The organism is Acinetobacter parvus DSM 16617 = CIP 108168 (assembly GCF_000368025.1).
Taxonomy (GTDB): Bacteria; Pseudomonadota; Gammaproteobacteria; order Pseudomonadales; family Moraxellaceae; genus Acinetobacter; species Acinetobacter parvus.
Genome location: NZ_KB849212.1, coordinates 866,852 through 893,027, shown reverse-complemented (window position 1 = coordinate 893,027; position 26,176 = coordinate 866,852). Strand labels below are relative to the sequence as shown.

Annotated in this window: 25 protein-coding genes, 4 tRNA genes and 1 pseudogene; 24 read left to right on the top strand and 6 right to left on the bottom strand. The window is 44.1% G+C overall.

Annotation, left to right across the window (positions count from 1 at the left end; genetic code table 11):
• Positions 1 to 28 precede the first annotated feature (28 nt).
• Positions 29 to 1,087 (top strand): RNA-guided endonuclease InsQ/TnpB family protein, encoded by a 1,059-nt coding sequence (locus F988_RS10840; RefSeq protein ID WP_034427539.1) that lies wholly within the window; start codon positions 29 to 31, stop codon positions 1,085 to 1,087.
• A gap of 18 nt (positions 1,088 to 1,105) precedes the next feature.
• Here the strand turns inward: F988_RS10840 and F988_RS10835 are convergent, their stop codons facing one another.
• A complete protein-coding gene (locus F988_RS10835; protein WP_004682996.1) occupies positions 1,106 to 1,654 on the bottom strand; it encodes an NUDIX hydrolase in 549 nt (182 codons plus the stop codon).
• Between the two features lie 129 nt (positions 1,655 to 1,783).
• On the opposite strand from F988_RS10835, the gene F988_RS10830 reads away from it, so the two are divergent.
• The 7 genes from F988_RS10830 to fghA all read left to right on the top strand — a co-directional run bounded on the left by F988_RS10830 (position 1,784) and on the right by fghA (position 7,885).
• On the top strand, positions 1,784 to 2,389 hold the full coding sequence (locus F988_RS10830; RefSeq protein WP_004675141.1) for a CoA pyrophosphatase: 606 nt from the start codon (positions 1,784 to 1,786) through the stop codon (positions 2,387 to 2,389).
• Between the two features lie 32 nt (positions 2,390 to 2,421).
• Positions 2,422 to 2,949: a gamma carbonic anhydrase family protein gene (locus F988_RS10825; protein WP_167539036.1), complete on the top strand. Its 528-nt coding sequence runs from the start codon at positions 2,422 to 2,424 to the stop codon at positions 2,947 to 2,949.
• Between the two features lie 141 nt (positions 2,950 to 3,090).
• Positions 3,091 to 3,774 (top strand): tRNA (adenosine(37)-N6)-threonylcarbamoyltransferase complex dimerization subunit type 1 TsaB, encoded by a 684-nt coding sequence (gene tsaB, locus F988_RS10820; protein ID WP_004682992.1) that lies wholly within the window; start codon positions 3,091 to 3,093, stop codon positions 3,772 to 3,774.
• 18 nt (positions 3,775 to 3,792) lie between these two features.
• Positions 3,793 to 4,614 (top strand): undecaprenyl-diphosphate phosphatase, encoded by an 822-nt coding sequence (locus F988_RS10815; protein ID WP_004682990.1) that lies wholly within the window; start codon positions 3,793 to 3,795, stop codon positions 4,612 to 4,614.
• On the top strand, positions 4,614 to 5,417 hold the full coding sequence (locus F988_RS10810) for a class I SAM-dependent methyltransferase (protein WP_004682988.1): 804 nt from the start codon (positions 4,614 to 4,616) through the stop codon (positions 5,415 to 5,417). The genes F988_RS10815 and F988_RS10810 overlap by 1 nt, the downstream gene beginning before the upstream one ends.
• Positions 5,418 to 5,625: 208 nt before the next feature.
• Complete coding sequence (locus F988_RS10805; RefSeq protein WP_004682987.1) at positions 5,626 to 7,071, top strand: C13 family peptidase; 1,446 nt, start codon at positions 5,626 to 5,628, stop codon at positions 7,069 to 7,071.
• Positions 7,040 to 7,885 carry an S-formylglutathione hydrolase gene (gene fghA, locus F988_RS10800; RefSeq protein WP_004682985.1) on the top strand — a complete coding sequence of 282 codons (846 nt, stop codon included), beginning with the start codon at positions 7,040 to 7,042 and terminating at the stop codon, positions 7,883 to 7,885. Before F988_RS10805 ends, fghA begins: the two co-directional genes overlap by 32 nt.
• A gap of 11 nt (positions 7,886 to 7,896) precedes the next feature.
• Here the strand turns inward: fghA and F988_RS15725 are convergent.
• Positions 7,897 to 7,998: pseudogene (locus tag F988_RS15725) on the bottom strand (hypothetical protein); the annotation flags it as partial.
• Positions 7,999 to 8,146: 148 nt separating this feature from the next.
• Here F988_RS15725 and rpe point away from each other — a divergent pair.
• The 14 genes from rpe (at position 8,147) to F988_RS10730 (ending at position 17,873) form a co-directional block, all read left to right on the top strand.
• Positions 8,147 to 8,833 carry a ribulose-phosphate 3-epimerase gene (gene rpe, locus F988_RS10795; protein WP_004682983.1) on the top strand — a complete coding sequence of 229 codons (687 nt, stop codon included), beginning with the start codon at positions 8,147 to 8,149 and terminating at the stop codon, positions 8,831 to 8,833.
• Between the two features lie 339 nt (positions 8,834 to 9,172).
• A complete protein-coding gene (locus tag F988_RS10790) occupies positions 9,173 to 9,598 on the top strand; it encodes a hypothetical protein (protein WP_004682981.1) in 426 nt (141 codons plus the stop codon).
• 433 nt (positions 9,599 to 10,031) lie between these two features.
• On the top strand, positions 10,032 to 11,759 hold the full coding sequence (locus F988_RS10785) for a copper resistance system multicopper oxidase (protein ID WP_141629336.1): 1,728 nt from the start codon (positions 10,032 to 10,034) through the stop codon (positions 11,757 to 11,759).
• Positions 11,746 to 12,627, top strand: a complete 882-nt coding sequence (locus F988_RS10780) for a copper resistance protein B (protein WP_004682978.1) — start codon at positions 11,746 to 11,748, stop codon at positions 12,625 to 12,627. The genes F988_RS10785 and F988_RS10780 overlap by 14 nt, the downstream gene beginning before the upstream one ends.
• A gap of 82 nt (positions 12,628 to 12,709) precedes the next feature.
• Positions 12,710 to 13,219 carry a hypothetical protein gene (locus F988_RS10775; protein ID WP_004682977.1) on the top strand — a complete coding sequence of 170 codons (510 nt, stop codon included), beginning with the start codon at positions 12,710 to 12,712 and terminating at the stop codon, positions 13,217 to 13,219.
• 1 nt (position 13,220) lies between these two features.
• Entirely contained in the window at positions 13,221 to 13,766 is a 546-nt protein-coding gene (locus F988_RS10770) for a hypothetical protein (protein ID WP_004682975.1), read from the top strand.
• A 167-nt stretch (positions 13,767 to 13,933) separates the two neighbouring features.
• Positions 13,934 to 14,251 (top strand): DMT family transporter, encoded by a 318-nt coding sequence (locus tag F988_RS10765; protein ID WP_004682973.1) that lies wholly within the window; start codon positions 13,934 to 13,936, stop codon positions 14,249 to 14,251.
• 63 nt (positions 14,252 to 14,314) lie between these two features.
• Positions 14,315 to 14,803, top strand: a complete 489-nt coding sequence (locus tag F988_RS10760; protein WP_004682972.1) for a methylated-DNA--[protein]-cysteine S-methyltransferase — start codon at positions 14,315 to 14,317, stop codon at positions 14,801 to 14,803.
• A gap of 81 nt (positions 14,804 to 14,884) precedes the next feature.
• Positions 14,885 to 16,117, top strand: coding sequence for a bifunctional glutamate N-acetyltransferase/amino-acid acetyltransferase ArgJ (gene argJ, locus F988_RS10755; protein ID WP_004682971.1), 1,233 nt, complete (start codon positions 14,885 to 14,887; stop codon positions 16,115 to 16,117).
• 143 nt (positions 16,118 to 16,260) lie between these two features.
• Positions 16,261 to 17,325, top strand: a complete 1,065-nt coding sequence (gene nadA / locus F988_RS10750; RefSeq protein ID WP_004682970.1) for a quinolinate synthase NadA — start codon at positions 16,261 to 16,263, stop codon at positions 17,323 to 17,325.
• Between the two features lie 130 nt (positions 17,326 to 17,455).
• Positions 17,456 to 17,532, top strand: a tRNA-Pro gene (locus F988_RS10745).
• Positions 17,533 to 17,601: 69 nt separating this feature from the next.
• Positions 17,602 to 17,678 (top strand) — tRNA-Arg (locus tag F988_RS10740).
• A 38-nt stretch (positions 17,679 to 17,716) separates the two neighbouring features.
• A tRNA-His gene (locus tag F988_RS10735) sits at positions 17,717 to 17,792 on the top strand.
• Positions 17,793 to 17,796: 4 nt separating this feature from the next.
• Positions 17,797 to 17,873: transfer RNA gene (locus tag F988_RS10730), tRNA-Pro, on the top strand.
• 453 nt (positions 17,874 to 18,326) lie between these two features.
• Here F988_RS10730 and F988_RS10725 read toward each other — a convergent pair.
• The 4 genes from F988_RS10725 to F988_RS10715 form a co-directional block, all read right to left on the bottom strand.
• On the bottom strand, positions 18,327 to 19,610 hold the full coding sequence (locus F988_RS10725; protein ID WP_004682968.1) for a ribonucleotide-diphosphate reductase subunit beta: 1,284 nt from the start codon (positions 19,608 to 19,610) through the stop codon (positions 18,327 to 18,329).
• Between the two features lie 41 nt (positions 19,611 to 19,651).
• The gene (locus F988_RS10720) at positions 19,652 to 20,116 is read right to left on the bottom strand and encodes a hypothetical protein (protein WP_004682967.1); all 465 of its coding nucleotides are present in this window, start codon (positions 20,114 to 20,116) and stop codon (positions 19,652 to 19,654) included.
• 24 nt (positions 20,117 to 20,140) lie between these two features.
• Positions 20,141 to 20,269, bottom strand: coding sequence for a hypothetical protein (locus tag F988_RS14765; RefSeq protein WP_004682965.1), 129 nt, complete (start codon positions 20,267 to 20,269; stop codon positions 20,141 to 20,143).
• Between the two features lie 71 nt (positions 20,270 to 20,340).
• Complete coding sequence (locus tag F988_RS10715) at positions 20,341 to 23,175, bottom strand: ribonucleoside-diphosphate reductase subunit alpha (RefSeq protein WP_004682964.1); 2,835 nt, start codon at positions 23,173 to 23,175, stop codon at positions 20,341 to 20,343.
• 522 nt (positions 23,176 to 23,697) lie between these two features.
• Between F988_RS10715 and bfmR the strand changes: the two genes are divergently transcribed.
• Together bfmR and bfmS are read left to right on the top strand one after the other, a co-directional pair.
• A complete protein-coding gene (bfmR, locus tag F988_RS10710) occupies positions 23,698 to 24,414 on the top strand; it encodes a response regulator transcription factor BfmR (protein WP_004682962.1) in 717 nt (238 codons plus the stop codon).
• 100 nt (positions 24,415 to 24,514) lie between these two features.
• Entirely contained in the window at positions 24,515 to 26,161 is a 1,647-nt protein-coding gene (bfmS, locus tag F988_RS10705; RefSeq protein ID WP_004682960.1) for a sensor histidine kinase BfmS, read from the top strand.
• Positions 26,162 to 26,176: the final 15 nt, after the last annotated feature.

The following is a 26,176-nucleotide window of genomic DNA, read 5'->3' as shown; positions in this document are numbered from 1 at the left end:
TTAAGAAAAATACGGTTAAAATAATTGTATGAAGACACTCAAATTACGAATAAAAGACAAACATTGCAAGATGCTAGACCAACTAGCGTTGGAGGTAAACTTTGTTTGGAATTATGTCAATGATTTGTGTTTCAAGCATCTACAACGCAAACAACAATTCTTTTCAGCATACGACATTGCCAAATACACAAAAGGCACATCGAAAGAATGTAATTTGCATAGCCAAACGATTCAGGCGGTCACAGAAGAATTAGTGACAAGACGCAAGCAATTCAAAAAAGCAAAACTGAAATGGCGAGTCAGCAATAAAAAATCAGCTAGGCGTTCATTGGGCTGGATACCGTTCAAGAAAGTAGCAATCAAATATGCTGATGGCTATGTTCAATATGGCAAGCACCAATTCAAACTATGGGACAGCTACGGACTAAGCAAATACAATGTTAAAACAGGCTCATTTGTTGAGGATAGTCGTGGGCGTTGGTATGTCTGTTTAGTTGTAGAAGCACCAAAGATAGAGAAAACAACATCAACCACAGCCATTGGCATTGATCTAGGGCTAAAAGACCTTGCAACATGCTCAGATGGTGTGAAACTCAAAGCCCCTAAAATCTATCGCCAATATGAACAAAAACTTGGCATAGCCCAACGAGCTAGAAATAAGAAACGTGTCAAAGCAATTCACGCCAAGATTAAAAATATACGTCAAAACATGCTGCATCAATTCAGCCATAAACTGGTGAATGAACATGCAGCAATCTTCGTTGGCAATGTGAATGCCAAAGCACTAGCGCAGACCAAACTAGCCAAGTCTGTATTAGATGCCAGTTGGACAACACTAAGAACCATGCTCAAGTATAAATGCGAGAACGCAGGGGTATGTTATGAAGAAGTCAATGAAGCCTATACCACCCAAATTTGTTCGTGCTGTGGCTCACGCTCCAGTAGTCCGAAAGGTAGAGCAGGCTTAGGAATAAGAGAATGGCAGTGTATGGAGTGCGGTACGCTCCATGATCGGGATGTAAATTCCGCACTGAATATTCTTGCGCTCGGACATGAGCGTCTCGCAGGAGGAATCCCCGTCCTTTAGGTCGGGGAGGATGTCAATTTAACCTGTATGATCTAAACGCGTTCCCAATGTTTCTAAATGAGATGGAAATAACCCATTTTTACGATCGGTAAAATAATGTCTTAATGTTTGCTCTACGCTCGGAAAGGCAAGTTCCGTCCAGGGAATTTCATGTTCTTCAAATAAGCGACATTCAAGGCTTTCTTCACCAGCACCAAATAGTCCCTGTTTTAATTGTGCCTTGAACAAGACGTAGATTTGCCCAATACGGGGGATATTGTACATACAGTAAAGCTGTTCAATCTCAACCTCTGCCTCGGCCTCTTCACGGGTTTCACGCGCTGCGCCCTGCTCCATGGTTTCAAACAGCTCCATATAACCAGCGGGTAAGGTCCATAAACCATAGCGGGGTTCAATTGCCCGACGGCAAAGTAATACCTTGTTGTCCCAAAGCGCTAAAGCACCACAGATTACTTTGGGATTTTCATAATGAATATTGCCGCAATTTGTGCAAACCAAACGTAATTTATGATCACCCAGTGGAATTTTTGCCTCAGTTTGATGTCCGCATGCAACACAAAAGCTCATAATTATCATCAGCCGTAGAGATAGCCCAGCATAACTGAATTTTTATCTGTTCGCATCATCATCTATACTGACAACTCAAATTTCAGCTATGATGATTTATCAGGAAAGTAACAAGAAGAGATGAGTGATATGGAACAGCCGTCGTTAATACAGCTTTTACAACAACGGTTGCGTTTTTCCAAACGAATCCAGCAGGCAGATGCCGCAGTCTTGATTGCAATAACTCAGGAAGTCCAACCGAAAGTCTTGCTGACCCGCCGTTCCATGCAGTTGTCACAACATGCGGGAGAGGTTTCATTCCCAGGTGGCAAGCGTGATCCAAGTGATACCAGCAATATTGTGGTGGCCTTGCGTGAGGCACATGAGGAGACCGCGCTCAATCCATTTGATGTCAAGCTTTTGGGTGACTTACCGATTCAGCGTGCGCGAAGTGGGTTATCGGTTAAGCCAATCGTTGGCTTGATTCCTGCCCAAGTGGAACTGATTGCCCAGCCCACAGAAATAGACCGTATTTTTTTTGTGCCATTACAACAGTTAATAGAAGCGCCGCCTTTACCCTATGAGGTTCGTCTGGCACGTCAATCCATTTATTTTCCAAGTATGCAGGTGGAAAGTGAAATCGTGTGGGGGTTAACGGCGCGTATGCTGGTGTCTTTGTTTCAGTATGGTCTGGGTTATCAAAAAAATTGGCCGTTTCTGGTTAATCCACCGCATTTTGGATTATCCAAGTTTTAAATCGTATTTAATCAAGTCGAGTATTCATCATGATGTATCGCTATCAGGGATTAAGTCCAAAAGCATTGTATGAGCCTTGGGATGGCTGGGTTGCACCAACTGCAACGGTGATTGGTCAGGTTGAGCTGGGCCGTCAGGTCAGCATCTGGTTTGGTGCTGTGGTGCGTGCCGATAATTGTGTGATTCGGATTGGTAATTTTTCCAATATTCAGGAAAATGCGGTGTTGCATACCGATGCAGGCATTGAAATGGATATTGGCGAATATGTAACAGTTGGACATAAGGTGATGTTACATGGCTGTCGCATTGGTGATAATTCATTGATTGGCATGAATGCGGTGATTTTAAATCATGCCGTGATTGGCAAAAATTGTATTATTGGAGCTAATGCCCTTATACCAGAGGGCAAGGTGATTCCAGACAATTCTGTGGTGATGGGTTCGCCTGGCAAAGTGGTGAAAACTCTGGATGAAGAGGGAGCTGCCCGTTTACGTTTAAGCGCTTTGCATTATGCGGAACATTATAAGAATTTCCTAAATCTGGAAGAGTTTCATTTTTAATTTTTGATCTAAACTTAACGCTATAAATGCCAGGCAAATGCTTGGCTTTTTTGTATTAAAAAGGAGAACAACTCGCCTAGTAGGTTAGAGTGGAGTATGATACTCGACGTTTTTTCTCTTTCTGGCACTCAGGGTTTTTGCATGAAATTGCTTGCACTGGAAACTGCAAATGAGCAGTGTTCTGTTTCATTGGTGGATGATACCCAAGAACTGTTTTTTCAACTGGATGAACGAACCAAGGCACAAACGCAAACCATTTTGCCCTTAACTGAACAGGCCTTGTTGCAAACTCAAACCCAACTTGCTGATTTAACTACCATTGCCTTTAGTCGCGGCCCAGGTTCGTTTAGTGGGGTACGTATTAATGCCGCAGTTGCACAGGCTTTGGCCTGGTCGCATAACTTGCCTGTGATTCCTGTATCCAGTTTGCAGGCCTTGGCACAGGCAGCCTACCGTTTAACAGGCTTGCAACAGGTTACTGCTGTGCTGGATGCACGTATGCAGGAAGTCTATATTGCTAGCTTTAGTCTGGATCAACATGGCATCATGCAGGCCATAGATGAAGAAAGATTATTAAATTATCAGCAGGCAGCTGAATATTGTCAGTTTACCGCGATTGGTTCGGGTTCAGGCTTGATTAAGCCAGAGCAAATAGACTCATCTGAGGCTTGCACGTTGAAGATCATGGCGACTGCACAGGATATTGCAACAATTGCCCGTGTATATGCGAAACAACAACAATGGGTTGATGCTGAACATGCGCTGCCTGTGTATTTGCGTGATGATGCGTGGAAGAAAATTCCAGAACAAGGCAAAGCAAATTAATACGAATTAAGGTTGAGTATGGATCTTTTATTGCTATTTAAAGCGGCGATTATGGGCTTGGTAGAGGGGATTACTGAATTTCTACCCATCTCAAGTACAGGGCATTTAATTTTAACGGGTCAACTGCTGGATTTCTGGACGGTTGAAAAGCGTGATATGTTCGCGGTTGCTGTGCAGATTGGTGCGATTGCCGCTGTGATCTATGAATATTGGGGCAAGTTGTGGGGGGCTTTGATTGGTGCGTTCACAGGGCAGGAACAGGGCCGCCGTTTAAGCCTTAACCTGATTATTGCTTCAATTCCAATCGTGATCATTGGGTTGAGTTTTGGTGATGTGGTAAAAGCCTATTTATTTAATGCAATTACCGTTGCAATCGCATTGATTGTGGGTGGTTTTATTATTTTATGGGCGGAACGCCGCCCGCATCAAATTGTAACTCAGGAAGTGGATGATCTAAGCTTTAAGCAGGCAACCTTAATTGGTTTGATTCAGTGTCTTGCCTTGATTCCAGGCACTTCCCGTTCTGGTTCAACCATTATTGGTTCATTGTTCCTCGGCGTTTCACGTAAGGCTGCGGCTGAATTTTCATTCTTCCTGGGCATTCCTGTACTGATGGGCGCAGGTCTGCTAGATATGTACAAGATGCGTCATGAGTTGCATAGCAATGATATGGCAGTCTTGGCTGTTGGAATTGTAGTTGCCTTTATTTCAGCGTTGATTGTGATTCGTGCCCTGATTCGTTATGTCTCCAAGCATGATTTTACCGCATTTGCCTACTACCGCATTGTATTTGGACTGTTGATCCTGGCAACTTGGTGGACAGGTTGGGTGCATTGGTAATGCAGATGATCTGTTGGTATCAAGCTGAATATCAACACCAATTTCAGCAACTGCAAACACGTTTGGCTGAATTGCATGTTCAGCTTGATGGGCAAGTGGTTGAGAAAATTAATGCACGTTTTTTACGCCTGAATCCAGACATGGCACTGGTGCTGGATGAGGATGGTTTAAGTCTTGCCGCCAACGGCATGAAAATGCAGCCTGACTGGTGTGCCGAGATTCCGCGATTAAAAAGAGCCAGTTTAAAATCTGAGATGATTGCCAGAGCGTGTCAGCTTGGAGAAAAGCCAACACTGGTTGATGCGACCGCAGGTCTGGGACATGACAGTTTGCTGATGGCCTATCTAGGGGCGGATGTCTGTCTGGTTGAACGGCATCCGATCCTGTTTGTGTTGTTGGAATATACCAAGGCACAGGCTGAAAAGGATCCATTTTTACAGACTTTTGTGTCACGGATTCAGTTGGTTTTTGCAGACTCCAATGTATATTTACAGCAATTAGCCCAGCAGAATCAGCAGGTGGATGTGGTGTATCTGGACCCGATGTTTCCACAGCGTGACCAGAACCAGCAGGCGATAAAAAAGCAGGCGCAGGTTAAGAAACAAATGCAGTTATTGCACCTGTTGTTGCCTGAAAATGGCGAGATGGATTTGGGTGATCAATTACTCGATTTTGCAAGGAAAATTGCCAAACGTGTGGTGGTCAAGCGTCCACGTCATGCCATTTATCTGGCAGATCAAACACCTGATCATCAATGGCTGGGAGATGCCTGCCGTTTTGATGCATATTTTGCCAAAGTTTAAGTTCAAATCCTCATCGGATTCAGTTGATTGTTTGGCTTGCGTCAATGCACAGTAAAGATTTGTGATATAGTGCAAAAGCATGATTGCTAAAAAATTCTTGTCACGCTTACACTAGAGCTGAGCATCTCAATTTTTAGAAAAGTGATGCTTATTTTGAAGAAGTAGATTTTCAGTTTTGTCTTGAAAAGAGAAATACCTAAAGAATTTTATGATAGACCTCAAGCCCTCCATTAATATCTGGCACGATTTTAAAAGTAACCAAATTGCTGGAATGTGGTTGTTTCTGGGGTCACGCCGTTCCCTACAGGTGGTACATCCTTCAATCACCCAACTGATTCTGTGGGGAATTCTGGGTGGATGTACCAACTCGCTTTATGGCTGGCTGGTTGCTGGGCAAATGGGGGACTTTAATCCCCAGGGGTTGATTGGATATGCACTGTGGCCATTTATTGCCTTAATTGTCGGTATTTTCCTTTCCCAGCGCATGAACCAACCTCGCCTGATGCTGGTGCCTGCATTGCTGTGGTTGGTGCTTGATACCAATATTCTGTTGTTACAATGCCTGATTCAGTATCTTGGATCAAATGGTTACCTGAACTTTATCCCTGACAGTATTTATAATGGTTTTTTACCCCCATTTTTTGTTGGCTTGTTTGTCTGGCAGAGTCTGGCAGTCATCTGGGTTTTTTCCCGTGCATTAAAATGGCCGTGGTGGGAGCGTGTACTGGTGATTGTGGCAACTATTGCCACAATGGTGGTATGGCAATTATCTGTTAAGGACCAGCCAGTCTGGAAAGTGGAGCAAACACCGCCAAGTTTCAGTGAAGAGGCATTTTATGCGCAGGGCCATTTGCTTGAGACGGCACTGGATCAAATACAATATGGCGATATCGCCCAAAGCCACTGGTATTTTATGGGAGTGGCGGGAGATAGTTATGCTGATGTGTTCAAGTCGGAAATTGAGCGGATAAAAGAGCAGTTTGATACCCGTTTTGGAACCTTTGGCCGTTCGCTGATGTTGATCAATAACCCTGCCACACGTCTGGAGGTGCCAATCGCTTCTAAAACCAGTATGGAACTGGCTTTGCGCCGTATTGGCCAGCAAATGAACCGTGACAGTGATGTGCTATTCCTGTATATGACTTCACATGGCGAACGGAATCATTTTGAAATTGAAAATGCGCCGCTAGAGCTTGGGCAGGTTGACCCGAAATGGCTGCGTGAAACACTGGATAAGTCTGGAATTCGCTGGCGTGTGATCGTGATTTCGGCCTGTTATTCGGGCAGCTTTATTCCTGCCTTGCAGTCACCTGAAACATTGATCATTACCGCATCAGCAGCAGATAAAACCTCATTTGGCTGTAATAGTGAGGCCGACTATACCTATTTTGGTCGGGCATTTTTTGATCTGGCAATGCGTGAGCAGTCTTCAATCAAGCAGGCATTTGAGCAGGCCAGACAAACAGTGACCAAATGGGAAACTGCGCAGGGCTTTGAACCATCAGAACCGCAATGGTCAATTGGGCGTAATATGGAATTAATGCTGCCACAACTGGAGCCTTATTTGTTCCCTACACAAAATATGACAACAACAGATACTACAAAAACACAGGATAACAAATATGCAACTACTGCAAAAAAATCGTTGTTTTGAGGGTGAGCAACGGATTTACCAGATTGATTCCCAGCATCTCAAAGGGCTGAGCAAGGTTGGGGTTTATCTGCCACCAGCTGCTTTAGAGGGTAAGCCATGTTCAGCATTATTCTATCTTGCTGGCCTGACCTGTACTGAAGAGACCTTTGCAATCAAGGCACATGCACAACGTATGGCTGCACGTTTAAGCCTGATTTTAATTACACCAGATACCTCACCGCGTGGAGAGGATGTGGCGCAAGGAGATCATTGGGACATTGGGCAGGGTGCAGGTTTCTACATGAATGCGATACAGCAACCGTGGGCTGAACATTATCAAATGGAATCCTATATTGTTGATGAGTTGTATGCGCACATATTGCAGGAGTTTCCAGTGATTGAAAATCAAGTTGGAATCTTTGGTCATTCAATGGGTGGGCATGGTGCATTGACGCTGGCATTTAAATATCCTGAGCAATTTAAGTCGGTTTCAGCCTTTGCGCCCATTTGTGCACCAAGTCTCTGCCCTTGGGGAGAAAAGGCATTTAGCCAATATTTAGGTACTGATCAACAACAGTGGTTAGCACACGATGCGACTGCTTTGGTCCAGCAAAAGGGTGGAGTTTTTGAGGAAATCCTGATTGATCAGGGACTGGATGACCAGTTCTATGCGCAGTTGAATCCTGAGAAATTTAAGCAGGCCTGTCTCGATGCTGGTCAGCCTCTCACCCTACGCCTGCACAAAGGTTATGATCATGGCTATTACTTTATTCAAAGTTTTATTGATGACCACCTACAGTTTCATGCCATTCAGTTAGAAAAGGCATTAAGCTAAATACTGGAAGTTCATATGAGCTTCTTTAAATGATGTTGCCATTCAACTAAAAATTCTTGTTGAGCCATACGGTTTAAATGAGCAAGTACCACCTGCTCCAAATGGGCAACATCTTCCTGCTGGTTTTTAATTGTAAATGAAAATAGTTCTCATGAAACGGGCTGTTGCAAGTTTGCAATGCCAGCAGGCTAACTACAGACGGAAGTGTTATGAATTTGCTATAATTTACCCATCATTTTCTCAGTATTCGTCAGGTTATCCATGTCCAAGCCCTATTTAATTGCACCGTCAATTTTATCTGCTGATTTTGCACGTTTGGGTGAAGAGGTGGAAAAAGTGTTGGCGGCAGGCGCAGATGTTGTGCATTTTGATGTGATGGATAACCACTATGTACCGAACCTGACCTTTGGTGCGGGTATATGCAAGGCACTGAAAAACTATGGTATCAAGGCACCGATTGACGTGCATTTGATGGTTTCGCCTGTGGACCGTATGATTGGCGATTTTCTGGAGGCAGGTGCCGACATTATTACCTTTCACCCAGAAGCATCAGACCATATTGATCGCTCGCTACAATTGATCAAATCGGGTGGAGCAAAAGCTGGCTTGGTATTTAACCCAGCCACGCCGTTGCACTATCTGGATTATGTGCTTGATAAAGTGGATCAAATCCTGTTGATGAGTGTAAACCCTGGCTTTGGTGGACAGAAATTCATTCCAATGACTTTGGAAAAATTACGTCAGGCACGTCAGATTATTGATGCCAGCGGTCGTGATATTCGTCTGGAAGTGGACGGTGGGGTTGGTCCAGCAAATATTGCTGAGATTGCAGCAGCGGGTGCGGATATGTTTGTGGCTGGCTCAGCGATTTTTGGTCAACCCGATTATAAAACGGTGATTGATCAGATGCGGGCGGAGTTGGCAAAAGTGAATCAGGTAGAGATTTAAGATGTGGATAACTTTGTTTATAACTGGGTGGATAACCGTGTTGATAAGCAAGTGGATAAACTGTTGTTAAAATAAACAAAATGATTTCAGTTGTTTATATTCACAGCAAAATAATGGAAAAACGACAAATATCTGTCCTTTTTTATGCGCCAACTTATTTATTTTGCTTTATTTTTATCCATTTTTTATTTGTTTGGAAATTAAATGATAAATCAGCAGGTTTCTTTAAACTGACTCTAAATGATCAGAATTGAAACATGAAGCTGATTGTGTATAAGTATGAAAGAAATTATGCTAAGTATATTGACTTAGTTTGATCATTGAAACAGGGAATCTAACGTGCAACTGCGCCAAAAATACAAACATCTGTGGTTTGTATTCCTGATGATATTCTTCATCGGGGGGAGTGGTGTGGCTGTTGCAGCAGTTCAGGCAATTCAATCTCCTCAAAAATCTTATGCAACCGCTCAAACAATGCCTTGCCATGAGCAACCTATGCTGGATCAACCTCATCATACGTCTGGGTCGCATGTTGATACGACCAGTTTGATAAAATGTCATGATGGAAAAATGCATAGTGATCAGCATTGTCAGGACTGCAATAGTCCCTCAAATTGCCAGACAGTCAATCTTGCCCTTGATCAACAGGCACCCAGTTTATCCTATTCCTCATTTTTAGAGCCTGATTCCTATCAACATACCGATTATCAGGCTCGACATCTTGCTGGCTATTGGCAGGAAATTTTACGCCCTCCTAGAACCTGATCTATTAAATTCCGTTGAAATTCCTCTCTTTTAAAGAGGGGCTAGCGATATTTAGCAGATTGGGATTATTTTATCCGAATAGCCGTAAAACCTCGGGGTTTAGCCCGAGGATATAAGGCTGCAATCCGCTAGCCCCCTTGTGGGGATTAGCTAGGATTGCTAAAAACATTTGAATCTAGTAATCCATGTGCTATGATAATTACGTTGTATATTTTTAGTCAGCAGACTGATACAACACGAAAAAAACAGTTTTCCCCATTGTAATCCGTGCACTCTTTGCAATCCGAAAGGTAGGACTACATTGGAATAAGAAGCAGAGAACTATAGTATCTGTTTCGTGGCAGGACATTGCCATCTAGCAGTAGGAATCCCCGTCCTTTAGGTCGGGGAGGATGTCAAGTCTTCAAAATTATATGCTGGCGTTGTTGCCAGTTTGAGCCTATTGCTTGCCCCTGATAGTTGGGCTGCAATCAAGGAATATCACCTGAATATCAGTCAGGGCATGGTCAACTTAACAGGGAAACCTGTTAAACGAATGACAGTTAATGGCAAGTTTATTGCTCCGCTTCTGGAGTTTGAAGAGGGTGACGAGGCGGTCATCCATGTGCATAACCAACTCAAGGATCAGGACACCTCCCTGCATTGGCATGGGCTGTTGTTACCTGGATTGATGGATGGTGTACCTGGTTTTAATGGCTTTCAGGGTATTCAGCCAAAGGGTGATTTTACCTATCGTTTCAAGGTGCGCCAAAACGGAACTTACTGGTATCACGCCCATAGTAAAGGGCAGGAACAGGACGGTTTATATGGTCCGCTGGTGATTTATCCAAAAGGAAAACAGCCTGTTGCCACACATGAAAAAGCACAACGTGACTATGTGGTGATGCTGTCGGATTTCCATGAATCCGATAGTGCCCAGATCATGGCAAACCTGAAAAAGTCCGCCGAGTATTATCAAAATCAGCGTGAAACAGTGCGCGATGTTTGGAAACAGGTCAAACAGCAAGGTTTAAAGGCAAGCTGGCAAGACCGTGCAATGTGGAACCAGATGCGGATGCTTAAAACCGATTTGTCTGATGTTACGGGTTATACCTTTTTAGTCAATGGTCAAACGCCACAACAAAACTGGACAGGTAAATTTAAAACGGGTGAGAAAGTCCGCCTGCGTTTTATCAATGCTTCAGCCATGTCTTTTTTTGATGTACGTATTCCAGATTTAAAAATGACGGTGCTGAGTGCCGATGGTCAGCCTGTGCAACCTGTACCAGTGGATGAATTTCGGATTGGTGCGGCAGAAACCTATGATGTGATAGTGGAGCCAATGCAGGCATATTATCAAGTTCAGGCAGAGTCGATTGACCGCGCTGGTTTTGCGATTGCATCCCTGCAAAACGAAATGTTTCCAAAACAGCAAAAGCTTGAAATGCCGAAAGCCCGTCCGCGTGCACTATTGACCATGGATGATATGGGACATGGGCAAATGGATATGGGCAAAATGGATCATGGCTCGCATCAGCAAATGAACATGGAACATCATTCACATGACCAGATGCAGATGTCAGCATCAGCAATGTCTGAGCATAGCCAGCACCAATCTATGGCATCTTCTGAAAAAGATCAGCCTGATACCGTACAGGGTTGGGCCAATGCCTCCACACCAGCAGGGCATAAGGCGTTGCAGTATGCTGACCTAAAATCATTAACCCCCCAAGCTGATACCCGTCCTGCTGAAAGAGAGTTGCTGATCCGTCTTGGCGGTACGATGGAGCGTTATATCTGGACGATTGATGGCAAGAAGTTCAGTGACAAGGACTTTGAACCCTTAAAGGTGCGCTTTGGTGAACGTATCCGCCTAAAATTTATCAATGACAGCATGATGGCGCATCCGATGCATCTGCATGGCATGTTTATGCAACTGGAAAATGGCCAGTCTGCACAGGACATGCCAAACAAGCACACAATAATCGTACCGCCAGGCAAGACAGTGACCGCCATGCTGACTGCGGATGAGTTGGGCGAATGGGCAATTCATTGCCACCTGCTATACCATATGAGTGCAGGTATGATGAGCAAGCTGATCGTAGCAAATGTTGATGACACAAAAACGCCGATGCAAACGCCTGTTCAGTCTTCTCAAGGAGAAAGCCATGTACATCATTAAGCTAACTCCTGAAATGAAACGCCATGTACCCTTATTGTTGATGGGTGGAATGATGTGCTGCCTGAGCGCCGTGACTTATGCACATGAAGAACATAATCACATGACAGATGAACAGCCCGTTATGCAAATGGATGCATCATCAGCGATGCAGCATCAGCAACATCAAAGTGTTCCTGTAAGGGCAGAGCTTGACCATACACCGCATAATCATCACCGTGAACATGGTGGGCAGATGTATCAGGCCACCACTCTGGAAAACGCATGGACAGTGGATGATCATGGTCGGGGCAGTGCTAGCAGTAAACTGAAAACTTGGATAGGCACAGATGAAAACAAGATTTTCATCAAGGCGCATGTGGAAAAGGCAGAATCCCAGCAGACAAAAACCGATGCAATGGCTTTATATAGCCGTAGTATTGCTGACTTTTGGGATGTACAGGTGGGTGCTCGCCATCAATATCAACCTGAACAGCAACAGGATAAAAGCCAGTGGAGCGCCGTAGTCGGCGTACATGGTTTGGCTCCCTATTTCTTTGAAACCGAAGCCTATCTCTATGCAGGACACGATCAACGCTGGCAGTTCAGTCTGGAAACCAGCCGTGATGTGCTGTTTACCCAGAAATGGATTGCACAGCCTTATTTCAATGCGGATCTGGTTTTAAATGATCAATCAAAATATGCACAAAAATCAGGTGTGTCCAAACTGCAAACAGGCGCGCAGATTCGCTATGAAATCAATAAAAAAGTCATGCCATTTATTGACCTTGCTTATGCCTATCATAAAGGTAAAAAGCAAACTGCATGGCAAATGGCTTCAGGGCATGAGCAAGGCGGGCTATATGCTGTGGGGCTTACGTTAAAGTTCTGATACTCTGTCTAAAATGTCACTTCGCTGAGATACTGTTGGTTTATACTTGCAGTATCTTTTTTGAGTCATTCATGGTGCATAAATGGCTTTAGAACAACAAGAGCAGCAAATAACACAACATGCAAATCAAGGGACACATTCAGGCGAAAAGTCTCAGGCTTCTTTCCAGTCTCAAGCAGGATTTATTGCAGCAAATGGCAGCATGAATGTCAGTTTTTACTATATTCCCCATATGAGCAGTGTTGTGGAAGCAACACGTGTACGCAAGGCATTAGTTCCATTTGTGGATTTATTGGTTGAGCATAGTATTGACCTGGATGCACGTCATTTAACCCTCTACCATCATCTACCGATTGATGAGGTTACTGCCGCCTTGCAACGTCTGAGTCTGGGGGCTGAACTACAACAAACCATGTCACATTATGAGCCTGTGGAAATCAGTACATTTAATAAGCAGGAAAAGACAGATTCATCCAGTCAGAACAAGACCTTTACAGAAAACCAGCTCAATCCTATTCAGCAATTTTTGTATGCCGCTTTAGAAAAACTTAGGCGATGGATCAAGGTATTACAAGGTAAAAAGGATCAATAATATGCCAAGATGGATGTATGGCTTGCTGGGACTGGCTTTGGCATGGCTGGTCTGGACCAATCTGCTTAAACCCGCTCCAAATGTGAGTCAAATTACGACCCAGCAAGGTGTACAGGTGATGGCACTGGAAAACTATGAGGGTTCATTTCGTGTATTGGGACGGGAAGACTACAATCTAGGCCGTGAAGCAGAATTTTCCCCTATGGACATTGCTGTAGGCTGGGGGAAAATGGCAAATCCACAGGTGTATAAGCAAATTGACATTTCCCAGAGTAACCGTTGGTATCACTGGCGTGTTGATCATGAACCACCGATTTCGTTTAGGGAAATTGAAACACACAGTGCCAACATGCATTTGGTTCCAGCAGATGCCTATGTCGCATCGCAAATGAAGAAAATTAAAAAGGATGATTTGGTCTACCTCAAGGGTGCATTAATCGAAATTCAGGCACCCGATGGATGGCGCTGGAAAAGTTCCTTGTCCCGTGAGGATACAGGTAATGGTGCCTGTGAATTGATACGTGTGGACAGCATCATTTGGCAATAGAATACACAGAATAACAGTTCATGCTTTTCAATGGCTTAATTGGGGTAGATACATAACAATTCACATAACTGCCCATTTTAAAGTAAACTCCTGAAGCTGGGAGGACGACCTCCCCAGAAAAGAATCACGTTGGGACGACCCAACCATGAATAAAGATGAATGTAAAAATGGCATGGGCAATTTTAATTCTGGCAGGGATTTTTGAAATCATTTGGGCGTACTCAATGAAAATGTCTGAGGGCTTCACCCGTCTCACCCCAAGTGTGGTCACGATTGTTTTTATGATTTTAAGTGTGGTTTTGCTCTGCATATCAATGCGTACACTTCCTTTGGGAACAGCCTATACCGTATGGACAGGCATTGGCGCGATGGGTTCCTTTATTTTGGGCATTATGGTGCTGAATGAACCCATGACCGCAATGCGTATGATCGCAGCCGTCTTGATTGTGTCGGGTTTGGTGTTGATGAAGCTTTCATCGAATTAAGAAAAATTCCCCCTCTTTATCAAAGAGGGGGCTACGATTGAAGTAGCGTAAAGGAGATTTTTGATGCAACTGGTTTATATGTATATGGAATCTCCTGTAGGCGCATTAAAACTGGTTGCTCATGATCAGGCTTTGGTCGCCGTGATGTGGGACAATGAAGACCATAAACGGGTACGCTTGGCGGAACTGATTGAGAATATCCAGCATCCGCTGCTGCTAAAAGTGAAACAACAACTAGAACAATACTTTGCAGGACAACGCCAGCAGTTTAATCTGCCACTGGATTTTCAGGGTACGGATTTTCAGCAACAGGTATGGCGAGCTTTATTGACCATTCCTTATGGAGAAACACGCAGTTATAAAGATATTGCGCTCCAGATTGGCAATGAAAAGGCAGTGCGTGCGGTCGGTGCCGCCAATGGTAGAAATCCAATTTCAATTATTGCACCATGCCATCGCGTGATTGGTTCTGGTGGGGCTTTGGTGGGTTTTGCAGGTGGTCTGGATAAGAAGCAGATTTTATTGAGTTTGGAACAGGGTCAAATTCAATAATCTATATGGCTAACACTCGATTTTAATTGCCTTTTGGAATAAGCTTAAGTCTTTCATAACAAGTTGAATGGGTATTTAAAAATGGCTGTTGGTGACGTAACGATGCCGCTAATGCATGTGGTGCAGGGTGTGAAAATTGGCTCAACTGAGGCGTATGTACGTTATCCAAACCGACGCGATCTGGTCATTTTTGAATTTGCCGAGGGTTCAAATGTTGCGGGTGTGTTCACCCAAAGCGCATTTGCCGCTGCGCCTGTTCTGATTAGTAAAAAGCATCTCGCTGAAAGTACTTCACAACAGCAGCCACGCTATCTGATTATTAATACAGGCAATGCCAATGCCGCCACAGGTAAAATCGGTTATAAAAATGCGGAGGCAACCTGTGCCCAACTGGCTGAACTGACAGGTGTGCAAACTAGTCAAATCCTGCCATTTTCAACAGGTGTAATTGGTGAGCAACTTCCAATCGAACGTTTGCTGCAAGGCATTCAGCCTGCATTGAATGACTTAAATGCGGATCGCTGGGCTGATGCCGCATCAGGCATTATGACCACAGACACCACACCAAAAGGTGCATCTGAACAGTTTGAGCTGGATGGTGTGAGCTATACCATGACAGGGATTAGTAAAGGTGCAGGCATGATTCGCCCGAACATGGCGACCATGTTGAGTTTTGTGGCAACGGATGCGCCGATTAGCCGTGAATTGGTGCAAAGCCTACTTCAAACCACAGTTGAGCATTCATTCAACCGCATTACCATTGATGGTGATACCTCCACCAATGACTCCTGTATTTTTGTCGCAACTGGATTAGCAGGCGGCGCGGAAATTGCCGCTCAGGATGATCCACGTTACCAACAGGTGCTGGATGTGCTTGCCCGTATTATGAATCGTCTGGCGCAGTTGATTGTGCGTGATGGTGAGGGTGCGACCAAGTTCATTACCGTTCAGGTTGAGGGTGGGGCAAATACTCAGGAATGTTGTGATGTTGCCTATAGTGTGGCTGAGTCACCATTGATCAAAACCGCATTATTTGCCTCCGATCCAAACTGGGGCCGTATTGTGATGGCGATTGGTAAGGCAGGTGTACCGAATCTGGACAGCAGCAAGGTGCAAGTTTGGTTGGGTGACGTACAAATCTGCTTAGATGGTGGTGCAAATCCTGACTATACCGAAGCGGCAGGCGCAGCGGTAATGGCTGAGAAAGAAATTACCATCCGTATCGACCTTGGTCGTGGTACAGCCAAAGACACCGTGTATACCTGTGATTTTTCTTACGACTATGTGAAAATTAATGCCGATTATCGCTCGTAAATATGCGGTATAATAAAGCCTCCACAGTGAGGCTTTTTTTATAAGCTGGTATGTGGATAGTGTGATTTACTCCACATCATCGCCAAGATGCCCACGTTATAAGTTTGCAGTAATGCAGGCGCGCAGGATAGAGAAGACGTTTTATGAATGATGCGAATTTAATTGCGAACGAAGCCAAAAATATTGTGCAGGCGCATTTAGATCGTTTGGGTGAGCCAAAAGACAATAGCCTAAGCCCAGAAGTGAAACGAGAAAAGTTTGCTCAAATCGCAGCTGAGTTGAAAAAACGCAATGCAGTGCTTGTGGCCCACTATTACTGTGATCCTGATGTGCAGGAGCTTGCCGAACTGACAGGTGGCTGTGTTTCTGACTCATTAGAAATGGCGCGCTTTGGTCGTGATCATCCTGCAACAACCCTTGTGGTGGCAGGCGTAAAGTTTATGGGCGAAACCTCTAAAATTTTATCACCAGAAAAAACAGTGTTGATGCCAACTTTGGAAGCAACTTGTTCACTGGATTTGGGTTGTCCTGTAGATGAGTTTTCAGCGTTCTGTGATCAGCATCCTGACCATACCGTGGTGGTGTATGCCAATACCTCGGCGGCTGTAAAAGCACGTGCCGATTGGGTGGTGACTTCAAGCTGCGCGGTTGAGATCATTGAGCATTTAGATAGCTTGGGCGAAAAAATTATTTGGGCACCTGATCAACATTTAGGTCGCTATATTCAAAAGAAAACAGGCGCTGAAATGTTGTTGTGGGATGGTGCATGTATCGTGCATGAAGAATTTCGTGCCCGTGGTATTGCGCAAATGAAAGCGCTCTATCCAGATGCAGCGGTATTGGTTCATCCTGAATCACCTGAATCGGTGGTGGAAATTGCCGATGCTGTTGGGAGTACCTCGCAATTGATCAAGGCTGCGCAGACACTTCCACATAAACAAATGATCGTGGCAACTGACCGTGGCATTTTCTATAAGATGCAGCAGGCCGCACCTGATAAGGAATTATTTGAAGCACCGACCGCAGGCGAGGGTGCAACCTGCCGTTCATGTGCACATTGTCCGTGGATGGCAATGAACGAACTGGATGGGATTTTGCATGTGTTACAGCATGGTGATCAGGAAATACACGTTGATCCAGCCCTGGCTGAACGTGCCAAATTACCTTTAGATCGAATGTTGAACTTTAGCGCTTCGCTAAAGCGTTAAAATGCTTGTTAAATATACATTTGATAAGGAAAAATCATTTTTTTTAAAACTAGGTGTTGACGTGATGCAACGTCAAGCCTAGAATGCACACCGTACCGCACGATGTGCGATACAATAAAAGCTGAGAAATCGGAGCATAGCACAGCCTGGTAGTGCACCTGGTTTGGGACCAGGGGGTCGTAGGTTCGAATCCTACTGCTCCGACCATTTAAAAGATGTTGAAAAACATTATTTTAATATCGGCGAAGTATCGCTTGATAATATTATCATCGTTATGCGCCTGTAGCTCAGTTGGATAGAGCATCCGCCTTCTAAGCGGATGGTCACAGGTTCGAATCCTGTCAGGCGCGCCATTTGGCAGCTTGGTATATAGAATCAAAAATATGTTATGGTGGATGTAGCTCAGTTGGTAGAGCCCTGGATTGTGATTCCAGTTGTCGCGGGTTCGAATCCCGTCATTCACCCCACATTCGGAGCATAGCACAGCCTGGTAGTGCACCTGGTTTGGGACCAGGGGGTCGTAGGTTCGAATCCTACTGCTCCGACCATCATCCTAGAGATGAGATAAAATACCGCTAATAAAGCGGTTTTTTTACGTCTGAATTTTAATATAGCTGAATACGTAATTTATCATTACACCTAAAACCATAGGAAATCAGGTTTTACAGATGTTTCCATGTACTAATATTTTTAGAATTTAGCTATACATCGCAGAGCATGACAAGTTTGGTGTAGTGGAAAGGTTGGGAGAGGTGTCGTGAAGTTTGAGTTTATGAGCTATTCGGTGATTGCCATGAGGCTTCAAGCAGACTAAGAAAAATGGCAGAAAACTCAATAGGAATTGATGGTGATATTTTGCTTGAATGCGACCAAAATTAAAAAATAGGCATGGGGTTCAGTGGACGCTTACAATGCACTTGTGTTTATTAAACAAGAAAACCGCCACTAATGGCGGTTTTCTTATCAATGACAACTTATGTGTCGCGTGGTGTAGATTAAACTTACCAGCTTAACGCACCACCAGTCTGATAATCCGTTACCCGCGTTTCAAAGAAGTTCTTCTCTTTACGCAAGTCCATCATCTCAGACATCCACGCAAATGGATTGTTCACGCCAGCAAACTGCTCTGGTAAACCAAGCTGAGATAAACGACGGTTACAGATGAACTTCAAGTATTCTTCCATCATGCTGGCATTCATGCCCAATACACCACGCGGCATAGTGTCACGCGCATACTCGATTTCAAGCATGGTACCCTCAAGAATCATTTGAATCACTTCCTGTTGGAACTCATTTGTCCAAAGGTGAGGGTTCTCAATCTTAATCTGGTTGATCATGTCGATACCAAAGTTCAGGTGCATTGACTCATCACGCAAAATGTACTGGAACTGTTCAGCAACACCGTTCATCTTGTTACGGCGGCCCATACTCAAAATCTGGGTAAAGCCACAGTAGAAGAAAATGCCTTCAAGCACGCAGTAGAATGCGATCAGGTTACGCAATAAACGCTGGTCGTTTTCAGGTGTGCCTGTGTGGAAATTAGGATCAGTCAATGATTGTGTATATTTCAAGCCCCATGATGCTTTACGTGCAACACTTGGAATCTCACGATACATGTTGAAGACTTCACCTTCGTCCATACCTAAAGATTCGATACAGTATTGGTAAGCATGCGTGTGAATCGCTTCTTCAAATGCTTGACGCAAAATGTATTGGCGGCATTCAGGATTTGTAATATGACGATAAATCGCCAAAACTAAGTTGTTCGCAACCAATGAATCTGCTGTTGAGAAGAAACCTAAAGAACGCATAACAATCGTACGCTCATCTTCGGTCAAGCCATTTTCAGACTTCCAAAGTGCGATATCGTGGTTCATGTTCACTTCTTGAGGCATCCAGTGGTTGGCACACCCGTCCAAGTATTTCTGCCAAGCCCACTCATATTTGAATGGCACAAGCTGGTTTAAATCCGCACGGCAGTTGATCATGGCCTTGTCATCAACCTGTACACGCTGTGCGCCCATTTCCAGTTCTTCCAGACCTGGCGCAACGTCAAGATGTTCTAGGGCTTCAGATGCTCTAGCCAGCGAATCGGTTGGATTTGTTGATCGCACGGTACTGGTTCCAGCGGATTGTGGAGCTGCCATACGCGGTGATGATGGCTCTGCATCAGGTACCACTTGCGTATCAACCGTTTTTTGCGATTCGAGGGACGCAGACTTGTGTTCAGGTGCAGTCGGTTTTTGCGTATCATCTTCAAAATCGTCCCAACTTAGGATAGACATATTTAATCTCACTATAATCTTAATTTATTTACATTGCAGTTTTAAAAAATGAAAATGGCGCATAAGAAACACAGCAAAACAAAAAGGGTAATAATCAATCCCATCATCGCTAAACGTTTGAGATTGATAGTTGCAGGAAGTGAGTTTGGCGTTAATAATTTGCCTGTTTCATCATAAATGGCAATCGCTCTTGCCCCGCTACTTAGCCCTAGCTCTTGTAATGCTCGTATTTCTACTTGTGTTAAACCAAATTCCATTCGCTCCATTGCTTGAATAAACATATAAGGAGCTAAATACTTAAAACCGCCACCACCACGTTTGAGTAACTGCGTTAATGTAGTTTCAGCGATACTAAAATCACCTAATAACGAACGTGGATGTGAAAACTGTGCACATTCAGTTAGATATTCTGTAGAAGATGGATAATGAAGTACTATCCGATCGACATAAATCTGTACTAAAACAGCAGGAGCATTAGCATATCGTTCTAAATCAGTTTGAAGCATAGTTCTACTTCCCAATAAAGCACTTTATTGACCTTGCTTTTGCTGCTGTTTCCGAATGGCTAAAAATGCATACACCATTGGTACATAAAAGAAAATAAAGGCAAAGATTAAAACACCTAGGCCTAACATGTAGTTATGGCTAATATTCAACATAATCTTTGCCTCTTTCCTTTAAATCTTAAATAAACCCTACTTTATTTAAGAAGGGTTTTTCCAGGATCTAATTACTGACAAGCTTCACAATCTGGATTGTCGATTGAACACGCCAATGGTACAGGTGCAGCCGTAGCAAAATCCTCTTCAACTTGTACGTCAGGTTTTTTCTCTACAACCACTGCCTGTGCCGCAACAACAGGTGCTTCAACCGATGCTGGTTTAACTGCGTTCAATGCACCTGTATTGATTGTTGATTTCTCCGCAGAGGTCGCACCCAAAGCACGGAGGTAATAAGTCGTTTTAAGACCACGTAACCATGCCATCTTATAGGTAATGTCCAGTTTCTTACCATTTGCACCAGCAATGTAAAGATTAAGCGACTGCGCCTGATCAATCCATTTTTGACGGCGTGATGCAGCATCAACGATCCAACGTGTATCTACTTCAAACGCAGTTGCGAAGATTGCTTTCAATTCCTCAGGAATACGTGCAATCTTTTGTACTGAACCTTCAAAGTGTTTCAGGTCATTTACCATCACGGTATCCCACAGACCACGTTCTTTTAATGCACGAACAAGGTAAGGGTTGATTACTGTGAATTCACCTGAAAGGTTAGATTTTACATACAAGTTTTGGAATGTCGGCTCAATCGACTGAGACACACCACAAATGTTTGAAATGGTTGCGGTTGGTGCAATCGCCATTACATTTGAGTTACGCATACCATCTTTTTGAACTTTGGCACGTAAGCTATCCCAATCCAAACGTTGAGTACGATCAACTTCGAACATACGTTCAGGACGTGATTTAGCAACTAACTCTAAAGAGTCGATTGGTAGGATGCCTTGATCCCACAATGAACCTTTAAATGTTGAGTAAGCACCACGTTCAAGCGCAAGATCGCTTGATGTTTGAATTGCGTAGTAACTGATCACTTCCATAGATTCATCGGCAAAGTCAACTGCTGCATCTGAACCGTAGGCGATGCCCATTTCATAAAGTGCATCCTGGAAGCCCATGATACCCATACCGACAGGGCGATGCTTTAAATTCGAGTTTTTCGCTTGTGGTACAGCGTAGTAGTTAATGTCGATTACGTTATCGAGCATGCGTACCGCAGTTTTAATCGTGCGAGCTAATTTCTCACGATCTAACACTCCACCTTGAACGTGTTGTACTAGGTTAATCGAACCCAAGTTACAAACAGCGATTTCATCTTGGCTTGTGTTCAATGTAATTTCAGTACACAAGTTTGATGAGTGCACCACGCCAACATGTTGTTGTGGTGAACGTAAGTTACATACGTCTTTGAATGTGATCCACGGATGGCCTGTTTCAAATAACATGGAAAGCATTTTGCGCCACAAATCTTTTGCACGGATTTTCTTGTGCAACATGTTTTGTTCTTTTGCTACTGCTTCGTAATGCGTATAACGTTCAGCAAACTCAGCACCTGTTAGATCGTGTAGATCAGGTGTTTCTGAAGGTGTAAATAATGTCCATTCAGCATCTTCAAATACACGTTGCATGAATAAATCAGGAACCCAGTTCGCTGTATTCATGTCGTGAGTACGACGGCGGTCATCCCCTGTGTTTTTACGTAACTCTAGGAATTCTTCAATGTCTAAGTGCCAGGTTTCTAAGTACGCACAAACCGCACCTTTACGCTTACCACCTTGGTTGACCGCAACAGCGGTATCATTCGCTACTTTAAGGAATGGAACAACACCTTGAGACTTACCATTTGTGCCCTTGATATAAGAGTTCAAAGCACGTACAGGTGTCCAGTCATTACCTAAACCGCCTGCCCATTTAGACAGCATGGCGTTGTCACGCATCGCACCATAAATGTCATATAGGTCATCACCAATTGTTGTTAAATAACAGCTGGATAATTGTGGGCGTAATGTACCAGAGTTAAATAGCGTTGGCGTAGAGGCCATGTAATCGAAGCTAGATAATAAGTTATAGAACTCGATTGCACGGTCTTCTTTGTTTTCTTCATTGAGTGCGAGACCCATTGACACACGCATAAAGAATAATTGTGGTAATTCAAAACGTACGCCATTTGAATGAATGAAGTAACGATCGAATAAAGTTTGTAGACCTAGATAGGTAAATTGATTTGAGCGTTCAGGTTGAATCGCTGCTGACAATTTAGCAAGGTCAAAATTAAGAAGATCAGGAGATAAAAGATCAAGCTCGATCCCTTTCTTCAAGAAAGGTTCTAAAGCATCGCTTTCCAGGGTATCTGTTGATAAACCTAAGAATTCTAATCCAGTACCAACAAGCTCATTACACAACAAACGTGCAGTCACATAAGTATAGTTTGGCTCTTGTTCAATACGGGTACGGGTTGCCATCATCATGGTGGTAGCAATGTCGCTTTCCTTTACACCGTTATAGAGGTTCTTAACGGTTTCATCGACAATGGCCTGAACATCAATCCCTTCAAGACCCGCACTTGCAGTTTCAATGGTGGCTGTAAGCGCACTCAGGTCCAATGGCTGGAGCTGACCATTAGCATCAGTAATCTGTAGGGTAGGATGATGGTTCGCACCTGCCTGCTGACGGGCGGTGGCACGCTGTTCACGGTAAATCACGTAGGCACGGGCAACCTTTTGCTCGCCTGTGCGCATCAACGCCAATTCAACCTGGTCCTGAATCTCTTCAATATGAATTGTGCCGCCTGACGGTAAACGGCGATTAAAGGTATTCAGCACCATCTCTGTGAGTTGCTCAATACGGTCATGGATACGACTTGAGTCGGCTCCCTGCTGACCTTCAACAGCTAAAAAGGCTTTTCCAATCGCAACAGAAATCTTCTCGGCATTAAATGTCGCGATTTCTCCAGTGCGCTTAATAACCTGAATTTGGCCAGGTGTGGAAGTGATGATGCTCATGTCAGCATAGCTCCATTATCATCTATTTTTATGTTCATAGACCGTTTGAATCGTGCACAAAATATGCCACGATGTTTGAGGGATAAACACAATACTTAGTGGTTAAAGATTATTTTCAACACAAGATACGGGATTTTTAACAGCATATCAATCTTGACATTTTACTAAAGTTTTTTTTGTGTTTTAACTGCTGTATTCACAGACACATAGCATAGCAAAGGGCTTTAAAAAGACGTATAGATAACTCTGTGGATAACTCAAAAAACAGACACTTAAATTATTTCGGAAGCGCAAAGAAACAAATTGTTTAATACTGGTACAAAATTTATACTCAATATCTATGTTGTTTATAACAAGCATGCAATTCTGAAAAAGACATTAAAATTCATAATATTAATAAAAATATAACAAAACTGGGTGGACGTGTATCAGTTTGGTGAACGACCACTTGTTTACAATGTAAACGTGTGTATATTGCAAATCATAAACCAATGTATCTGTAAAATTATTAGGGGCAAATAAATGAGCCAAGAAGAAAAGTTACCAAAGATTTTGATCGTTGAAGATGACGAACGTTTAGCACGCTTAACCCAGGAGTATTTAATCCGTAACGGTTTGGAAGTTGGGGTTGAAACTGATGGTAATCGTGCCATTCGTCGTATTACCAGTGAGCAGCCTGATTTAGTGGTATTGGATGTGATGTTGCCTGGGGCGGATGGTCTAACCGTTTGTCGTGAAGTGCGTCCACATTATCATCAACCGATCCTGATGCTGACTGCGCGTACTGAAGATATGGATCAGGTGCTAGGTCTGGAAATGGGTGCAGATGACTATGTTGCCAAGCCTGTGCAGCCACGTGTCTTGCTTGCACGTATCCGTGCGTTATTACGCCGTACCGACAAGACGGTTGAGGATGAAGTGGCGCAACGTATCGAGTTTGATGATCTGGTGATTGATAACGGTGGTCGTTCTGTGACCCTGAATGGTGAACTGGTTGATTTCACCAGCGCGGAATATGACCTGTTATGGTTGTTGGCTTCAAATGCGGGCCGTATCCTTTCCCGTGAAGACATCTTTGAGCGTTTACGTGGCATTGAATACGATGGTCAGGACCGTTCAATTGATGTGCGTATCTCCCGTATCCGTCCAAAAATTGGTGATGATCCAGAAAATCCAAAGCGTATCAAGACCGTTCGTAGCAAGGGTTATTTGTTCGTCAAGCAAACCCATGGTATGTAATTCCATTCATCATTGAAACTTGGGTAGGGGCGAACTGTGTTCGCCTAATATTCATTTTGATATTGAGTCAGCGCATTAATTCACTCGGGCTATTTTCTTTATGGTAAGTCGAGTACTGAAAAACAGCATATTCTTGCGTATTTATGCTGGACTGGTGGTTTTGGTCGTTGTTGTGGCGGTATTCTGTTATTTGCTGGTGCAGATCATCAACTACCAACGGGCGCAGGAATATCGTGAATCCCTGACAGATGGTATTTCCTATGTCATCAGTGAGGGCGTGGCTCGCCAACCAGAAAAACAGCAAAAGCTGGACTGGATTTCAGATGCTTCGGATTTGCTGGAGCTTCCGATCTACTATGTTGATGCGGCGCGGGTGGAACTTTCCCGTACCGAGCGAAAGCGGATTGCCGAACAAAAGTCTGTGGTTCGTTACGATGCCAATAATGGTATTGGTTATGTGATTATTGGGCTGAAAGACGATCCCAAACATTTTCTCTACATTAAGGTGGATAAAATAGGTGAACGGCAGATGAAAGCGCTGCCGATTTTTGTGCTGGACTACCTGATCTTTTATCCAGGTCAAGAGCGCGAATATCTGGAAAAAATTAAAAAGCACTTCTATTATCCCATTGAAATTGCCGATATCCGAGACATTAACCTCGACTCTGAGCAGATTGGCCGTTTGCGTCAGGACCAGAGCGTGCTGCTTTATAAAGACAGCGCCAGTATACGTGGCACCACCATCTCGATTGTGTCTCCCATGCCTAACCACCCTGCACAGGTATTGGTTCTAGGCCCAGTGCCCATGTTCAACTGGATGCCTTTCCAGCTTGCGGCTGGTATCACCCTGTTCAGCCTGTTTTTATTGAGCTTGGGTGTTTATGGTTTGATTCTACCGCTTGAACGTAAAATCCGTCAGGTTCGTCATGCCCTGAATAAAATGAAGTCAGGCGACCTGTCATTGCGTGTCCCGATAGAGGGGACCGATGAAATGGCAAATCTGGCATCAAGTTATAACAATATGTCAGACCATATCCAGCGCCTGATTGAGGCACAGCGGGAATTGATGCGCGCGGTTTCGCATGAGCTGAGAACGCCTGTGGCCCGTATCCGCTTTGGTATGGAGATGCTGGCGGAAGAGGACGACTACAGTTACCGTATTCAGCAGGTGGAAATGATTGACAAGGATATTGAGGCGCTCAATACCCTGATTGATGAGATCATGACCTATGCCAAACTGGAGCAGGGCACACCATCGCTTGATTTTGAAGACCTTGTGTTGGTCGAGGTGCTGGATCAGGTGGTAATGGAGACTGAGGCACTCAAAACCCAGAAAGAAATTGAACTGATTGCGCCGCCTTTGACATTGCGTGTTGATGCCGAGCGCCGTTACCTGCACCGTGTGGTACAGAACCTTGTGGGCAATGCAGTGCGCTACTGTGACAACAAGGTGCGTATCAGTGGTGGTGTGCGTGCTGATGGCAAGGCTTATGTGTGTGTGGAGGATGATGGTCCAGGGATTCCAGAGCAGGAGCGCTCTCGCATTTTTGAGGCGTTTGCGCGTCTGGACGATAGCCGTACCCGTGCATCGGGTGGCTATGGTTTAGGCCTTTCGATCGTAAGTCGTATCGCCTACTGGTTTGGTGGTGAGATTCAGGTTGACCAAAGCCCAAACTTGGGTGGGGCGCGTTTTGTCATGACCTGGCCAGCCAAACGTTATAAACAAAGCGGTAAAAATAAAATCTAGATTTCGGGCATTAGG

Bases quoted from the DNA above. Each gene is read 5' to 3' on its own strand.
- F988_RS10840 (WP_034427539.1), top strand. From the start codon at position 29: ATGAAGACACTCAAATTACGAATAAAAGACAAACATTGCAAGATGCTA.
- tsaB (WP_004682992.1), top strand. From the start codon at position 3,091: ATGAAATTGCTTGCACTGGAAACTGCAAATGAGCAGTGTTCTGTTTCA.
- F988_RS10780 (WP_004682978.1), top strand. From the start codon at position 11,746: ATGTACATCATTAAGCTAACTCCTGAAATGAAACGCCATGTACCCTTA.
- F988_RS10715 (WP_004682964.1), bottom strand. From the start codon at position 23,175: ATGAGCATCATCACTTCCACACCTGGCCAAATTCAGGTTATTAAGCGC.
- rpe (WP_004682983.1), top strand. From the start codon at position 8,147: ATGTCCAAGCCCTATTTAATTGCACCGTCAATTTTATCTGCTGATTTT.
- F988_RS10720 (WP_004682967.1), bottom strand. From the start codon at position 20,116: ATGCTTCAAACTGATTTAGAACGATATGCTAATGCTCCTGCTGTTTTA.
- F988_RS10775 (WP_004682977.1), top strand. From the start codon at position 12,710: ATGGCTTTAGAACAACAAGAGCAGCAAATAACACAACATGCAAATCAA.
- F988_RS10815 (WP_004682990.1), top strand. From the start codon at position 3,793: ATGGATCTTTTATTGCTATTTAAAGCGGCGATTATGGGCTTGGTAGAG.
- F988_RS10765 (WP_004682973.1), top strand. From the start codon at position 13,934: ATGGCATGGGCAATTTTAATTCTGGCAGGGATTTTTGAAATCATTTGG.
- argJ (WP_004682971.1), top strand. From the start codon at position 14,885: ATGGCTGTTGGTGACGTAACGATGCCGCTAATGCATGTGGTGCAGGGT.
- nadA (WP_004682970.1), top strand. From the start codon at position 16,261: ATGAATGATGCGAATTTAATTGCGAACGAAGCCAAAAATATTGTGCAG.
- F988_RS10805 (WP_004682987.1), top strand. From the start codon at position 5,626: ATGATAGACCTCAAGCCCTCCATTAATATCTGGCACGATTTTAAAAGT.
- F988_RS10830 (WP_004675141.1), top strand. From the start codon at position 1,784: ATGGAACAGCCGTCGTTAATACAGCTTTTACAACAACGGTTGCGTTTT.
- bfmR (WP_004682962.1), top strand. From the start codon at position 23,698: ATGAGCCAAGAAGAAAAGTTACCAAAGATTTTGATCGTTGAAGATGAC.
- F988_RS14765 (WP_004682965.1), bottom strand. From the start codon at position 20,269: ATGTTGAATATTAGCCATAACTACATGTTAGGCCTAGGTGTTTTAATC.
- F988_RS10725 (WP_004682968.1), bottom strand. From the start codon at position 19,610: ATGTCTATCCTAAGTTGGGACGATTTTGAAGATGATACGCAAAAACCG.
- F988_RS10760 (WP_004682972.1), top strand. From the start codon at position 14,315: ATGCAACTGGTTTATATGTATATGGAATCTCCTGTAGGCGCATTAAAA.
- bfmS (WP_004682960.1), top strand. From the start codon at position 24,515: ATGGTAAGTCGAGTACTGAAAAACAGCATATTCTTGCGTATTTATGCT.
- F988_RS10770 (WP_004682975.1), top strand. From the start codon at position 13,221: ATGCCAAGATGGATGTATGGCTTGCTGGGACTGGCTTTGGCATGGCTG.
- fghA (WP_004682985.1), top strand. From the start codon at position 7,040: ATGCAACTACTGCAAAAAAATCGTTGTTTTGAGGGTGAGCAACGGATT.
- F988_RS10825 (WP_167539036.1), top strand. From the start codon at position 2,422: ATGTATCGCTATCAGGGATTAAGTCCAAAAGCATTGTATGAGCCTTGG.
- F988_RS10835 (WP_004682996.1), bottom strand. From the start codon at position 1,654: ATGAGCTTTTGTGTTGCATGCGGACATCAAACTGAGGCAAAAATTCCA.
- F988_RS10810 (WP_004682988.1), top strand. From the start codon at position 4,614: ATGCAGATGATCTGTTGGTATCAAGCTGAATATCAACACCAATTTCAG.